The organism is Achromobacter sp. SX5 (assembly GCF_056711425.1).
The window spans coordinates 4,037,623-4,050,065 of sequence record NZ_CM160041.1; the positions used below are offsets into that span (position 1 = coordinate 4,037,623).

The window sequence follows — 12,443 nt, forward strand, 5'->3', positions numbered from 1 at the left end:
AGATCCTCGATTTTGCCGCTGTTATGGTGTACTTTTGGCGAATCTGTGCCTACCTACCATCCGACCTCGGGGAGCATGATCGGCGCATGGACCCGCAACCGCTCTATCTACGCCTGGCCGACCACTACCGGCGCGCCATCCAGACCGGCGTACTCGCCCCGGCGCAGCGCATGCCCTCGGTGCGCACGCTGGTGCGCACCCATCACGTCAGCCTTTCCACCGCGCTGCAGGCCTGCCGCCAGCTGGAGGACGACGGCCTGATCGAGGCCCGGCCGCGTTCCGGCTATTTCGTGCTGAAGCCGCGCCGCGCGAGCATGCCGCCGGTGGACGAGCCGGATATCCGCCAGACGCTGGGAACCGCGCAATACGTGGGCATCCACGACCGCGTCTCGGACTTCGTGGCCAAGTGCGAGGCCCACCCGGTCAGCGCCAATTTCGCGCTGGCCGCGGCGGTGCCCGAGGCCTATCCCATGGAAGCCTTGAAGCAGGCCATGATGCGCGCGCTGCGCCAGTCGCCGCGCGCGCTGGTCGATCCGGTCCCGCCGCAGGGACATCCGGCGCTGCGCGCGGTGCTGGCGCGGCGGGCGCTGGCCAATGGCATCAATGCGACGCCCGACGACGTCATCGTCACGCATGGCTGCATCGAGGCCCTGAACCTGGCGCTGCGCGCCGTGGCCAGGCCGGGCGACACCATCGCGGTCGAATCGCCGGCCTACTTCGGCCTGCTGCAGGTGCTGGAGAGCCTGGGCATGCGGGCGCTGGAGATCCCCACCAGCCCGCAGCACGGCCTGTCCATCGAGGCGCTGGACCTGGCCTTCCAGACGCACGGCAACATCCGCGCGGTGGTGGTGGTGCCGAATTTCCAGAACCCGCTGGGCTGCGTCATGCCCGAGGCCGAGAAAGCCCGGCTGGTGGCGCTGTGCGAGCGCCAGCAGGTGCCGCTGATCGAGGACGACACCTACGGCGCGCTGACCGACGACGACACGCCGCTGCCGGCGGCCAAGTCCTGGGACGCGACCGGCAACGTCATCTATTGCTCGTCCATGCACAAGACGCTGGCGCCGGGCATGCGCCTGGGCTGGCTGATCGGCGGGCGCTGGAAGGCCCGCATCGCCATGCTCAAGTTCGCGCAGAGCCGCCCCAACGAGCCGCTGGCGCAGATGGCCGCGGCCGAGTTCATGGGCTCGCGCGCCTACGACCGCCACCTGTCCAGGCTGCGCCGCCACCTCAAGGCCCAGCGCGACCAGACCGCCGAGACCATCGCCGCGCACTTCCCGGCCGGCACCCGCCTGAGCATGCCGCGCGGCGGCATGCTGCTGTGGGTCGAGATGCCGGACGGGCGCAGCGGCATGGAGGTTTTCGAAAGCGCGCTGCGCCAGGGCATACGGGTCGCGCCGGGCGCCATGTTCTCCAACAGCACGCGCTACGAGCATTTCCTGCGCATCAGTTGCGGGCAGCGCACCACACCCGAGATCACGCGCGCGCTGCAGACCCTGGCGCGCATCGTGGCCGAGCGGCCGCGCAAATGAACCCGACGCTGCATCAGCTCATCGCCGACTACGGCCTGTGGGCGGTGCTGGCCGGCACCTTTCTGGAAGGCGAGAGCGTGGTGGTGCTGGCGGGCTTTCTGGCGCACCAGCGCCTGCTGCGCCTGCCCGAGGTGATGCTGTGCGCGTTCGCCGGCTCGTTCGCCGCCGACCAGCTGCTGTTCTATCTGGGACGGCGCTACCGGGAGCACCGCTACGTGGCGCGGGTCCGCGCGCAGCCAGCCTTCGGCAAGGCGCTGGACCTGGTCGAGCGCTATCCCCACGGCTTCATCCTGACGCTGCGCTTTCTGTATGGCCTGCGCACGGTGGGACCGGTGGCGCTGGGCGTGTCGCAGGTGCCGGCGCTGCGGTTCCTGGTGCTCAACGCGGTGGCCGCCGCGATCTGGGCGCTGTGCTTCAGCGTGCTGGGCTATGCGTTCGGGCAGACCATCGAGTCGATGCTGGGGCGGCTGCACGGCGCCGAGACCAAGCTGGCGGTGGCCCTCGCCATCGGCGCGCTGATCGCGCTGGCCTACCACCTGTACGCCAGGTGGCGGCGCAAGTAGCGCGGCGCGTGGCTCAGAACACCAGTTGGCCGCTGGCGCGCAGCACGTGGCGGCGGCGCGCCTTGCGATACCAGGCGCCCACCAGCGGCAGGCGCGCCAGGCGGCGCAGGATGGGATGGCGCTGGTCGAAGTCGTGCCAGGCCTTGAAGCCATGCCCCATGCGTTCCCAGCTCTCGCGCGCTTCGGGCGAGAGTTTGCCGGGGTCGAACGCCGCCAGTTTTGCCGCTTCCGAGACGCGCTGCGCAATGGCCGCGCTCCGGCGTTCCGATGAATACTGATTCCGCATGGGGGCGCATATTACCCGGCTTGGACGATCGCCGCGTTGCGGCGCCGCCACGCGGCTGGAGCGGCTTTTGACCGCTGCGGGCAAGCCCTTGTAATCAAAGGAATTTGCGCAGCTATGCGCGCGCTATCCCAAGGCTTGTCCACAGAAGTTGTGGGTAACTGCGCCGGCGCGCGGCCCTTACTTGAGGGCGGCGTTGACCATGTCGCGCACGCTCTCGAAGCCGGCCACGTATTGCGGGTTCTCGGAACGGGCCAGCAGGCTGGAATAGTTCTGCTCCAGCTGCGCCTCGATGGCTTCGCGCAGGCCGGGCGAAGCCTTGGCCAGGTGCAGCATCGACATCAGGGTCGCGTTCAGCGCGTCGATGCGGCCGCCCTGGTGCGAGATGGTGTGGACGATAACGGCGATTTGTTCCTGGACATCCATGGGTAAGCCTCCTGGCGAAAAAAGTCGGCGCAAATCCTAGCATGGCCCCTCGCGCCCTGGCGCTAGGCAAGCCAGGCGCGGCACGCTAGCATGAAGCGTAGTCCCAATCGGCGCAGGCCGCGCGTGCGCGGCGCCTGGAGCAAAACGGAGCGCGCTCATGAAGACCATTCAGAACTACGTTCCCCCGCCGGCCCAGTCCCTGCAGCGCCTGCAGGACAGGCTGGGATACAGCGACGCGCGCATGACCGAACTGGCCGGCCTGGACGCGGCCGCGCCCTGGTCCAGCTATGTCGGCGGGCCCGAGCCGCGTGCGCTGGGCCGCCAGCGGCTGTTCTTCGTGGCCGCGCGCCTGGCCCTGGACGAAGCGGCCTGGCAGCGCGTGCTGGATTGCATGGCCGAGCTGGGCGCGGGCTTCGACTACGCCGAACCCGCCGGCGCCGCGCAGCCGGCCCCCGAACCGGTGGCCGACGAAGAACGCAAGTTCGGCATGCTGCTGGTCAGCCGCAACGGCGCCTTCCACGAAATGGAGCAGCTGCGCGAGTTCGCGCATTTCGCGCACGAACTCGGCGTCAGCCGCCACGTGCACTCCGCCTTCTATGACAGCGACATCGACCTCTGCCGTTTCAGCTTCGCCGACCACGACGACCTGGACGCCGCCAGCCGCGATCGCATTTTCGACGCGGCGCGCAAGACCATCACGCGCTTCGAATTCGACGGGCGCATCTATCAGGGCGGCATTCCTCCGGAGTCGGACGGTTAGGCCATGAACCAGAGACTGGATGACATCGACCGCAAACTGCTGAGCCTGCTGCAAGCCAACGCGCGCGAACCCGCGGCGATCCTGGCGCGCAAACTGGGACTGGCCCGCACCACCGTGGTGGCGCGCATCGCAAGGCTGGAGCGCGAGCACATCGTGAGCGGCTACGGCGTGCGCCTGGGACGCCTGCTGGAAGAGGCCGCGGTGCGCGCCTACTGCTTCATCAGCGTGCTGCCCAAGACCCCTGCCGCCGTGATCCGCGAACTCGAGAAAATGCCCGAGGTCGAGGAGGTCTCCTCGGTCAGCGGCCCCTACGACTACCTGATCTTTTTGCGCTGCGAAACCCATGAGCAGCTGGACGAGCTGCTGGACCGCATCGGCCTGATCGACGGCGTCAAGCAGACGCAGACTTCCATCGTCCTGAGCCGCAAGCTGGACCGGCGCAGCGCCGTCGCCGCGCCCTGAAATAATGGTGTAATGACGATTGCTCCGACGATTGCCCCGATTTCAGGATTTTCCATGCTCGTACGCCTAGTCCCCGCCGCCGCCCTGCTCGCCGTCCTGGCAGCCTGCTCCAGCATGAGCGAGGTCAAGCAGGTCGACAAGGACACCTACAGCGTCACCTACAGCTCCGGCAGCCAGCTGCTGACCTGGGTGGAGCTCAAGAACCAGGCGCTGCAGCGCGCCGAGCAGCATTGCGAATCCATGGGACGCAAGCTGCTCAAGCCGGAGATCACCTCCAACCACGCCACCGGCCTGGGCTCCAAGCGCGCCACGGTCACCTTCGAATGCGGCGTCATCGAGCCGCCGAAAAACGGCAAGCAGTAAGCCCGGCCGCGCCCGCGAACGGGTGTAGCATTATCCGCAACGCAATCCCATTCCCAGCACCGTGAACCCCTCCCTGCCCGTGGGCATCACCATGGGCGATGCCGCCGGCATCGGCCCCGAAATCGTCGTCAAGGCCTGCGCGCAGGGCCTGGGCGCGCCCTGCGTGGTGTATGGCGACGCGGCCCAGTTGCGCCGCGCCGCGGCCCAGCTGGGCGCCAGGCTGACGATCAAGGAAATCGCCGAGGTCGGCCAGGCCAGCGCCGCGGCCGGACACATCGACGTCATCGCATGCAGCCCCGCCCTGCCCGCCGACCTGCCGCTGGGCCAGGTCCATGCGGCCGCCGGGCGCGGCGCCTACGACTACGTCTGCGCGGCCATCGACGATGCGCAGGCCGGCCGCATCCGCGCCATCGTCACCGCGCCGCTGAACAAGAAATCCATGCACGCCGCCGGCATCGACTATCCGGGCCACACGGAGATCCTGGCCGACCGCTCGGCCACGCGCGACTTCGCGATGATGCTGGCCAACGACGAGCTGCGCGTGCTGCTGGTGACCATACACGTGGCGCTGGCCGACGTGATCGCGCGCATCACGCCGCAAGCGGAGCTGCGGGCCATGCGCCTGGCCGACCGGGCCTGCCGGCAGATGGGCATCGCCCATCCGCGGGTGGCGGTCGCGGGCCTGAACCCGCATGCCGGCGAAGGCGGCAAGTTCGGCCGCGAGGACGTCGACATCATCGAGCCGGCGATCGCCGCCGCGCGCGCCGAAGGCATAGACGCCAGCGGCCCCTGGCCCGGCGACACGATATTCATGCGCGCGCGCCGCGGCGAGTTCGACATCGTGGTGGCGCAATACCACGACCAGGGCCTGATCCCGGTGAAGTACCTGGGGCTGGACCACGGCGTCAACGTGACGGTGGGCCTGCCCTTCGTGCGCACCAGCGTGGACCACGGCACGGCCTTCGACATCGCCGGCAAGGGCGTGGCCGACCAGGCCTCGCTGGTGGCGGCATTCGACCTGGCGCTGGCGATGACGCCCTGAGGCGCGCCGGGCCGACACCTGGCTGTCAGGAAAGCCGGACGTCCCGGGACTACAATACGCCCCGTTTCCAGCGCCCCCGCGGCGCTTTTCGTCCGTCTTCCCATCCCCCTCATGTCACGCCTCGCACGCCTGTTTCCCGACCGCTTCACGCTCTACCTGATCTGCACCGTCATCATCGCCAGCATCGCGCCCGCCCACGGCCAGGGCGTGGAGGTGTTCGGCTGGATCACGAATATCGCGGTGGGCCTGCTGTTTTTCCTGCACGGCGCGCGCCTGTCGCGCGAGGCCGTCATCGCGGGGCTGACGCACTGGAAGCTGCACCTGACCATCTTTTCGGCGACCTTCCTGATGTTTCCGCTGCTGGGCCTGGCGCTCAAGCCGGTGCTGGAGCCGCTGGTCACGCCCGAGCTGTACCTCGGCATCCTGTTCCTGTGCTGCCTGCCGGCCACGGTGCAGTCGGCCATCGCCTTCACCTCGATGGCGCGCGGCAACGTGCCGGCCGCGGTGTGCAGCGCCTCGGCCTCCAGCCTGCTGGGCATCTTCCTGACGCCGCTGCTGGTGGGCGCGGTGGTGGCCAACGCCGGCAGCGCGCCGATCTCGTTCGACGCGGTCGGCAAGATCATGCTGCAGCTGCTGCTGCCCTTCGTGCTGGGCCAGTTCGCGCGCCGCTGGATCGGCGCCTGGGTCCACAAGCGCAAGGCCATGCTGAAGTTCGTCGACCAGGGCTCGATCCTGCTGGTGGTCTATACGGCCTTCTCCGAGGCCATCAACGAAGGCCTGTGGAGCGCCACGCCGATTCCGGCCCTGCTCGGCCTGCTGGTGTGCTGCGCGGTGATCCTGGCCCTGGCGCTGGGCCTGTCGGCCCTGGCCGGCAAGGTGCTGGGCTTCAACGTCGAGGACCGCATCACGCTGCTGTTCTGCGGCTCCAAGAAAAGCCTGGCCAGCGGCATTCCGATGGCGCAGGTGCTGTTCGCCGGCCACGCCGTGGGCGCGATCGTGCTGCCGCTGATGCTGTTCCACCAGATCCAGCTGATGGTCTGCGGCGTGCTGGCCGCGCGCTTCGGCAAGCGGCCCGAAGGCAAGTACTGAACGCCGCGGCAGCCCAACAAAAACGCGCCCGAGGCGCGTTTTTTGTTGGTGCGGAGGATCAGTACATGTCGCGCGGCTGCGCGCCGGAGAAGTTCAAGAAGCGCGTACTCGATCCCTGGAAGGTCAGGCGCACCGTGCCGATGGGGCCGTTACGCTGCTTGCCGATGATGATCTCGGCCGTGCCCTTGTCCGGCGAATCGGGGTTGTAGACCTCGTCGCGGTAGATGAACAGGATCACGTCCGCGTCCTGTTCGATGGCGCCGGATTCGCGCAGGTCGCTCATCACGGGACGCTTGTTGGGACGCTGTTCCAGGCTGCGGTTCAACTGCGACAGCGCGATCAGCGGACAGTTGAGCTCCTTGGCCAGGCCCTTGAGCGAACGGCTGATTTCCGACACTTCGGTGGCCCGGTTCTCGCCCGAGCCGTTGCCCGACATGAGCTGCAGGTAGTCGATAATGATGAGGCCGAGCTGGCCGCACTGGCGCGCCAGACGGCGCGCACGCGCCCGCACTTCCATGGGGCTGAGCGCGGGGGACTCGTCGATGTAGACCTGGGCGTCCTGCATGAGCTGGACCGCGTGGGTCACGCGCGGCCAGTCCTCGGCGATGAGCTTGCCGGTACGCATGCGGTGCTGGTCGAGCAGGCCGACCGAACCCAGCATACGCATCGCCAGCTGCACCGCGCCCATTTCCATGGAGAACACCGCCACCGGCAGCCCTTCCTCGATGGCCACGTGCTCGCCGATGTTCATGGAGAACGAGGTCTTGCCCATGGACGGGCGGCCGGCCACGATGATGAGGTCGCCGCCCTGCATGCCCGAGGTCATCTTGTCCAGGTCGGTGAAGCCGGTGGGCACGCCGGTCACGTCGGACGTGCTTTCGCGGTGGTAGAGCTCGTCGATGCGCTCGACCACCTGGGTCAGCAGCGGCTGGATCTCCTGGAAGCCGGCGGCGCCGCGCGCGCCTTCCTGGGCGATCTGGAATACCTTGGACTCGGCCTCGTCCAGCAGCTGGCGCGCTTCCTTGCCCTGCGGGTTCATGGCGGCCGAGGAGATTTCGTCGGCGATCGACACCAGCTTGCGCAGCATGGCGCGCTCGCGCACGATTTCGCCGTAGCGGCGGATGTTGGCGGCCGACGGCGTGTTGTGCGCCAGCGCGTTCAGGTAGGCCAGGCCGCCGGCGTCCTCGGCCTTGCCGGCGCTGACCAGCGACTCGTGCACGGTGATGACGTCGGCCGGGCGCGCCAGCCCGATCAGGCGGGCGATGTGGTGCCAGATCAGCCGGTGGTCGTGGCGGTAGAAGTCTTCTTCGACCAGCACGTCGGCGATGCGGTCCCAGGCCGCGTTGTCCAGCAGCAGGCCGCCCAGGACCGATTGTTCCGCCTCGATGGAATGGGGAGGAACGCGCAGGTATTCGAGCTGGGAATCGGCGGGTGTGTTCATGGCTTCAATAGTAACGGCTGCAGGATTTCCGCGACGCGGAAGAACCCTTGTACATCGCGCGAGGGCAGGCGCGCCAGCACGGCGCGCAGGGGCGCGGCGATGCTGCACAGAAGCCGCGCCAGCCGCGTCAGGCGGGCCCTGACTTCGGAGTCCGGATTGTGTTCGAAGTAGACCTGGAGCGCCAGTTTACCCAGCGTGCGGGCGTCGTCGTCCGGCAGCTTGCGCAGCGACGCCAGCGAGGCCAGCATCTGGAACAGATCATAGGCCTGGGCCAGCGGGCGCGACAGGGTCGAGCCTATGTTTTCTTCGAAATCGATGCGCCACAGCTCGCCGTCGCGCAACGTCACGTTGCGGATCTGCGCGCCGCCGTGCCACATGCCGCGCACATGGAACGCGGCCAGGTCGGCCGCCGCCGCGCGCGCCAGCCACAGCCGCGCGGTCGAATCCTCGTTGCGGATCAGGTCGGCCAGGTCCTCGCCCACGTATTCCAGCACGAGCAGATCCTGCTCCTGCCACCACACTTCGGGCACCCGGCAGCCGGCCTGCAGCAGCTGCGCAAGGCGCTGCGACTCGTGCGCCAGGCCATTGCGCAGCAGCACGCCGGGGCGCGGGAACTCCCCCAGGAACAGCTTGCAGCCCACACCCAGGAACAGGGCGCGGACATAGCGCGCCACGTAGCCCAGGCCCCGGCCCAGGCTGGGACGGCGGCGCTTGATGATGCAGCGCACGCCGTCTATGGTCACGTCCCGCACCGACGGTTCACGCGATGCATCCACGCTGTCGAGCCAGGCTCGCAGGCCGGCAGGGGCGTTCTGGTGAACGGGTGGCTGGGTCAAAAAAGGCCTCTGAGGAAAGGTTCGCGCCGGGAAAAAAAAAGCCGGCGCGCGGGCCGGCTTTTTGTCACTGCGGTACCGGCTTAGGACAGTTCGCCTTCGACCAGAACCGTCACGTCGACCAGCACGTCGGCGTGCAGGGCGACCTGGGCCGGGAACTCGCCGACCGACTTCAGCTGGCCGTTGGGCATGCGGACCTGGGCCTTTTCGACGGCGTCGAAGCCAGCCTTGCGCAGGCCGTCGGCGACGTCGGCGTTGGTGACCGAGCCGAACAGGCGGCCGTCGACGCCGGCCTTCTGGACGACCTTCAGCTGGAAGCCGGACAGGCGCTCGCCCAGGGCTTGAGCGGCGGCCAGCTTTTCAGCCTGGGCCTTTTCCAGCTCGGCGCGGCGGGCTTCGAATTCCTTCATGGCGGCGTCGGTTGCGCGACGGGCCTTCTTCTGGGGGATCAGGAAGTTGCGAGCGTAGCCATCGCGCACGCGCACGACTTCGCCGAGGTTACCCAGGTTGACGACTTTTTCGAGCAGAATAACTTGCATTTCAGTGCCCCGGATTAGTTGTGGTTATCGGTGTAAGGCAACAGGGCCAGGAAGCGCGCGCGCTTGATGGCGGTGTCCAGCTGGCGCTGGTAGATTGCCTTGGTGCCGGTCAGGCGAGCCGGGATGATCTTGCCGTTTTCTTGCACGAAGTCGCGCAGGGTGTCCAGATCCTTGTAGTCGATCTCTTCCACACCGGCGGCGGTGAAGCGGCAGAACTTGCGGCGCTTGAAGAGCGGGTTCTGCTGCGTGAATTTGCGTTTTTCCTTGCGTTTTCCGAAGAAAGCCATGATATGTGCCTCTTTGTTTGAGGGGCCGGGCCTTGCCCGCATCCCCATAACCTATCCGTTTTCAGAAGGCGCTCATCGCGCCCCTTGCTCATTCCCTTCAGGCCACCAGCGGGTCGCGCCCTGCGCTGCCGGCTATCCTGCGCGCCTGCTGCAGATGCAGCTTGAGTTTCACCGAGTCCTTGCGCACGGGGGCCAGAAACCCCTGCACCAGCAATTCGGACCCTAAGGCGGTGTCCTTCAACAGCAGCGCCAGATCGCCCAACGCCACGGCCGCGATCGTCAGTTCCACACGGCGCGCAAGGCCGGCTTCGATGACTTCGGACTCGTGCGCCAGCAGCATTTCCAGCGCTGGCAATCCGGCGGGAGTGTGGCGCAAAGGCTCGCATTCGAGAACGCGGGCGCTGAGTTCCAGTTTGTTCATCCTGCCAGGCACCGGGGGACCAGATGGAACGAGCTCTGCGTGAGCCCTGCTTACTCGGCCTGAGCCGCGGCCGCTTCCGCCGAAGCCTTGCGGGCTTCTTCGCGCTCGACCGACTTCATCATGATCGAGGGAGCGGTCTGGGCCTTCTTGGTCTTGATGACCAGGTGGCGCAGCACGGCGTCGTTGTAGCGGAACGAGTGTTCCAGCTCATCCAGCGTGGCTTGGCCGCACTCGATGTTCAGGCAGACGTAGTGAGCCTTGACGAGCTTCTGGATCGGGTAGGCCAGTTGACGGCGACCCCAGTCTTCCAGGCGGTGGACGGTGCCGCCTTGACCCGTGACCAGCGTTTGGTAACGCTCGACCATGGCGGGCACTTGCTCGCTCTGGTCGGGGTGAACGATAAACACTACTTCGTAGTGACGCATGAGTAAAACTCCTTGAGGATGTCTCGCTGGCCGGTAACCCCCACTTCCGCACCTCCGCGCTTTCCACCACGAAGGCTTTTTTTCTTTCAAAAAAAGGGATATGCCGGCCCGCAAGGGGCAGCCCGCTGCCAGGGGGTTTTTTAAAACCAACCCAGCGGTCGAGCAAGAAAGCTCTCGATTATCGCCGATTGGGCGGCTGGAATCAAGCCGCCCTGCCCTGAACAATCAGGGACGGGCCATTTCACCGACAGCGGCGGCGGCCGGACCGGCGTCGGCCGCCTCGACTTCCCGAGGCCGGTTGACCACGCTGACCATCACGTAGCTGATGATCATGAGCAGAAACCACGAGCCCAGCTTGGCGATGGACACCCACTCCCAGCCGGCCGCCTGGTTCGGGTAGCGCCAGGCATGGGCGAAGGTGCCGATGTTCTCGGCGAGCCAGATGAACAGCGCCACCAGCGTGAATCCCAGCAGCAGCGGCATGCGGCGGTAGTCGCGCCAGATCCGGAAGTACACCCAGCAGCGGGCGAACAGCACCGCCGTCAGCGCGAACAACAGCAGCCTGAAGTCGGCGATGAAATGGTGGGCGAAGAAGTTCACGTAGATCAGCGTCGACAGCGCCAGCGTGGCCGGCAGCGGCGGATGCGCCCGGAAGCGGAAGTCGAACAGGCGCCAGACCCGCGCCAGATAGCTGCCGACGGCCGCGTACATGAAGCCCGTGAACAGCGGCACGCCGCCGATGCGCAGCACGCTGGCCTCGGGATAGATCCAGGAGCCGGCCGCGGTCTTGAACAGTTCCATCGCCGTGCCCACCACATGGAACATCAGGATCACGCGGGCCTCGCTCCAGGTTTCCAGGCGCAGCGCGAGCAGCGCCGCCTGGATGCCCAGCGCGGCCAGGGTCAGGAAGTCGTAGCGGGCCAGCCAGACGTCCTTGGGGTACCACCAGTAGGTCGCCAGGAGCAGCGCGCACATCAGGCCGCCGAACAGGCAGGCCCAGGCCTGTTTCACGCCGAAGCGGAAGAACTCGTAGAGCGCGACGCCGAAACGGCCGCGGCCGGCCAGGTTGCCGGCCAGCCGCGATTCCCAGCCCTGCAGCCGCGCAATGAGCGGCCAGTCGTGGGCCGCCGGATGGCGCACGGCAGGCTCAGCCTTCGACGACGGCGTAGGCCGAGTGGTTGTGGATCGATTCGAAGTTCTCGGCCTCGACGCGGTAGCGCGCGATGCCGGGATGGGCGTTCAGGCGGGCCGCCACGTCGCGCACCAGGTCCTCGACGAACTTGGGATTGTCGTAGGCGCGTTCGGTGACGAACTTCTCGTCGGGCCGCTTGAGCAGGCCCCACAGTTCGCACGAGCCCTCTTCTTCGATCAGGCGGATAACGCTGTCCATGCTCAGGTCGCCGTCCAGGATGGCCGAGACGGTGACGTGCGAGCGCTGGTTGTGCGCGCCGTATTCGGAAATGGCCTTGGAGCACGGACAGAGGCTGGTGACGGGCACCTGCACGATCAGTTCGAACTCGACCTCCGCGCCCTGGGCGCGGGCGACCCACTGGACTTCGTAGTCCAGCAGGCTCTGCACGCCGGAGATCGGGGCGGACTTGTTGATGAAGTACGGGAAGGCCGCCGTGATGTCGCCGCGCTCGGCGTGCAGCAGCGGCAGCATGTCGGCCGCCATGGCGCGGAACAGGGCCGGCGTCATGGGGGTGCTGCGGTATTTTTCCAGCAGCGCCACGAAGCGGGACATGTGCGTCCCCTTTTCTTCGGAGGGCAGCGCCACGGTCAGGGTCCAGTTGGCCACGGTGCCCTGGGGCGCGCCATCGCCGCCCTGGATCAGCATGGGGTGGCGCACGCCACGGATACCCACGCGCTGGATCGGGATGTGCCGGGTGTCCGCCGAGCTCTGGACGTCGGGCATCACGATGGCGGGGTCGATCGGAGAATTCATTTCGGCTTACCTGTCCAGGCGTACAGCCGTCAATA

At 67.4% G+C, this 12,443-nt stretch carries 17 protein-coding genes; 7 read left to right on the top strand and 10 right to left on the bottom strand.

Annotated elements, in window-relative coordinates; genetic code table 11:
* Positions 1-86: 86 nt before the first annotated feature.
* Together AC1M14_RS18945 and AC1M14_RS18950 are read left to right on the top strand one after the other, a co-directional pair.
* Entirely contained in the window at positions 87-1,529 is a 1,443-nt protein-coding gene (locus AC1M14_RS18945; protein ID WP_102774773.1) for an aminotransferase-like domain-containing protein, read from the top strand.
* Positions 1,526-2,092, top strand: coding sequence for a DedA family protein (locus AC1M14_RS18950; protein WP_479730254.1), 567 nt, complete (start codon positions 1,526-1,528; stop codon positions 2,090-2,092). Before AC1M14_RS18945 ends, AC1M14_RS18950 begins: the two co-directional genes overlap by 4 nt.
* Positions 2,093-2,105: 13 nt before the next feature.
* Here the strand turns inward: AC1M14_RS18950 and AC1M14_RS18955 are convergent, their stop codons facing one another.
* Together AC1M14_RS18955 and AC1M14_RS18960 are read right to left on the bottom strand one after the other, a co-directional pair.
* On the bottom strand, positions 2,106-2,378 hold the full coding sequence (locus AC1M14_RS18955) for a hypothetical protein (protein WP_246842550.1): 273 nt from the start codon (positions 2,376-2,378) through the stop codon (positions 2,106-2,108).
* Positions 2,379-2,555: 177 nt separating this feature from the next.
* The gene (locus tag AC1M14_RS18960) at positions 2,556-2,801 is read right to left on the bottom strand and encodes a hypothetical protein (RefSeq protein ID WP_102774775.1); all 246 of its coding nucleotides are present in this window, start codon (positions 2,799-2,801) and stop codon (positions 2,556-2,558) included.
* 157 nt (positions 2,802-2,958) lie between these two features.
* Here AC1M14_RS18960 and AC1M14_RS18965 point away from each other — a divergent pair, with 157 nt between their 5' ends.
* The 5 genes from AC1M14_RS18965 (at position 2,959) to AC1M14_RS18985 (ending at position 6,517) form a co-directional block, all read left to right on the top strand.
* Positions 2,959-3,561 carry a hypothetical protein gene (locus AC1M14_RS18965; RefSeq protein WP_102774776.1) on the top strand — a complete coding sequence of 201 codons (603 nt, stop codon included), beginning with the start codon at positions 2,959-2,961 and terminating at the stop codon, positions 3,559-3,561.
* A 3-nt stretch (positions 3,562-3,564) separates the two neighbouring features.
* Entirely contained in the window at positions 3,565-4,023 is a 459-nt protein-coding gene (locus AC1M14_RS18970; protein WP_102774777.1) for an Lrp/AsnC family transcriptional regulator, read from the top strand.
* Positions 4,024-4,077: 54 nt separating this feature from the next.
* The gene (locus AC1M14_RS18975) at positions 4,078-4,386 is read left to right on the top strand and encodes a hypothetical protein (protein ID WP_102774778.1); all 309 of its coding nucleotides are present in this window, start codon (positions 4,078-4,080) and stop codon (positions 4,384-4,386) included.
* A 61-nt stretch (positions 4,387-4,447) separates the two neighbouring features.
* Complete coding sequence (gene pdxA / locus AC1M14_RS18980; protein ID WP_102774779.1) at positions 4,448-5,428, top strand: 4-hydroxythreonine-4-phosphate dehydrogenase PdxA; 981 nt, start codon at positions 4,448-4,450, stop codon at positions 5,426-5,428.
* 111 nt (positions 5,429-5,539) lie between these two features.
* Positions 5,540-6,517, top strand: a complete 978-nt coding sequence (locus AC1M14_RS18985; protein ID WP_479730255.1) for a bile acid:sodium symporter family protein — start codon at positions 5,540-5,542, stop codon at positions 6,515-6,517.
* Between the two features lie 58 nt (positions 6,518-6,575).
* Here the strand turns inward: AC1M14_RS18985 and AC1M14_RS18990 are convergent, their stop codons facing one another.
* The 8 genes from AC1M14_RS18990 to folE2 all read right to left on the bottom strand — a co-directional run bounded on the left by AC1M14_RS18990 (position 6,576) and on the right by folE2 (position 12,408).
* Positions 6,576-7,958 (bottom strand): replicative DNA helicase, encoded by a 1,383-nt coding sequence (locus AC1M14_RS18990; protein ID WP_006388372.1) that lies wholly within the window; start codon positions 7,956-7,958, stop codon positions 6,576-6,578.
* A complete protein-coding gene (locus tag AC1M14_RS18995; RefSeq protein ID WP_479730256.1) occupies positions 7,955-8,794 on the bottom strand; it encodes a hypothetical protein in 840 nt (279 codons plus the stop codon). The genes AC1M14_RS18990 and AC1M14_RS18995 overlap by 4 nt, the downstream gene beginning before the upstream one ends.
* A gap of 80 nt (positions 8,795-8,874) precedes the next feature.
* Positions 8,875-9,330 (bottom strand): 50S ribosomal protein L9, encoded by a 456-nt coding sequence (gene rplI, locus AC1M14_RS19000; protein ID WP_479730257.1) that lies wholly within the window; start codon positions 9,328-9,330, stop codon positions 8,875-8,877.
* 14 nt (positions 9,331-9,344) lie between these two features.
* Positions 9,345-9,617: a 30S ribosomal protein S18 gene (rpsR, locus tag AC1M14_RS19005; RefSeq protein ID WP_006218308.1), complete on the bottom strand. Its 273-nt coding sequence runs from the start codon at positions 9,615-9,617 to the stop codon at positions 9,345-9,347.
* 97 nt (positions 9,618-9,714) lie between these two features.
* Positions 9,715-10,038 carry a primosomal replication protein N gene (gene priB / locus AC1M14_RS19010; RefSeq protein ID WP_102774783.1) on the bottom strand — a complete coding sequence of 108 codons (324 nt, stop codon included), beginning with the start codon at positions 10,036-10,038 and terminating at the stop codon, positions 9,715-9,717.
* A 50-nt stretch (positions 10,039-10,088) separates the two neighbouring features.
* Complete coding sequence (gene rpsF / locus AC1M14_RS19015) at positions 10,089-10,463, bottom strand: 30S ribosomal protein S6 (protein ID WP_102774784.1); 375 nt, start codon at positions 10,461-10,463, stop codon at positions 10,089-10,091.
* Positions 10,464-10,688: 225 nt separating this feature from the next.
* The gene (locus tag AC1M14_RS19020) at positions 10,689-11,603 is read right to left on the bottom strand and encodes a DUF817 domain-containing protein (RefSeq protein ID WP_479730258.1); all 915 of its coding nucleotides are present in this window, start codon (positions 11,601-11,603) and stop codon (positions 10,689-10,691) included.
* A gap of 7 nt (positions 11,604-11,610) precedes the next feature.
* Entirely contained in the window at positions 11,611-12,408 is a 798-nt protein-coding gene (gene folE2 / locus AC1M14_RS19025; protein ID WP_479730259.1) for a GTP cyclohydrolase FolE2, read from the bottom strand.
* Positions 12,409-12,443: the final 35 nt, after the last annotated feature.

Excerpts from the sequence above, each read along its gene's own strand:
- AC1M14_RS18945 (WP_102774773.1), top strand. The coding sequence starts at position 87 with ATGGACCCGCAACCGCTCTATCTACGCCTGGCCGACCACTACCGGCGC.
- AC1M14_RS18950 (WP_479730254.1), top strand. The coding sequence starts at position 1,526 with ATGAACCCGACGCTGCATCAGCTCATCGCCGACTACGGCCTGTGGGCG.
- AC1M14_RS18955 (WP_246842550.1), bottom strand. The coding sequence starts at position 2,378 with ATGCGGAATCAGTATTCATCGGAACGCCGGAGCGCGGCCATTGCGCAG.
- AC1M14_RS18960 (WP_102774775.1), bottom strand. The coding sequence starts at position 2,801 with ATGGATGTCCAGGAACAAATCGCCGTTATCGTCCACACCATCTCGCAC.
- AC1M14_RS18965 (WP_102774776.1), top strand. The coding sequence starts at position 2,959 with ATGAAGACCATTCAGAACTACGTTCCCCCGCCGGCCCAGTCCCTGCAG.
- AC1M14_RS18970 (WP_102774777.1), top strand. The coding sequence starts at position 3,565 with ATGAACCAGAGACTGGATGACATCGACCGCAAACTGCTGAGCCTGCTG.
- AC1M14_RS18975 (WP_102774778.1), top strand. The coding sequence starts at position 4,078 with ATGCTCGTACGCCTAGTCCCCGCCGCCGCCCTGCTCGCCGTCCTGGCA.
- AC1M14_RS18985 (WP_479730255.1), top strand. The coding sequence starts at position 5,540 with ATGTCACGCCTCGCACGCCTGTTTCCCGACCGCTTCACGCTCTACCTG.
- AC1M14_RS18990 (WP_006388372.1), bottom strand. The coding sequence starts at position 7,958 with ATGAACACACCCGCCGATTCCCAGCTCGAATACCTGCGCGTTCCTCCC.
- rplI (WP_479730257.1), bottom strand. The coding sequence starts at position 9,330 with ATGCAAGTTATTCTGCTCGAAAAAGTCGTCAACCTGGGTAACCTCGGC.
- rpsR (WP_006218308.1), bottom strand. The coding sequence starts at position 9,617 with ATGGCTTTCTTCGGAAAACGCAAGGAAAAACGCAAATTCACGCAGCAG.
- priB (WP_102774783.1), bottom strand. The coding sequence starts at position 10,038 with ATGAACAAACTGGAACTCAGCGCCCGCGTTCTCGAATGCGAGCCTTTG.
- rpsF (WP_102774784.1), bottom strand. The coding sequence starts at position 10,463 with ATGCGTCACTACGAAGTAGTGTTTATCGTTCACCCCGACCAGAGCGAG.
- folE2 (WP_479730259.1), bottom strand. The coding sequence starts at position 12,408 with ATGAATTCTCCGATCGACCCCGCCATCGTGATGCCCGACGTCCAGAGC.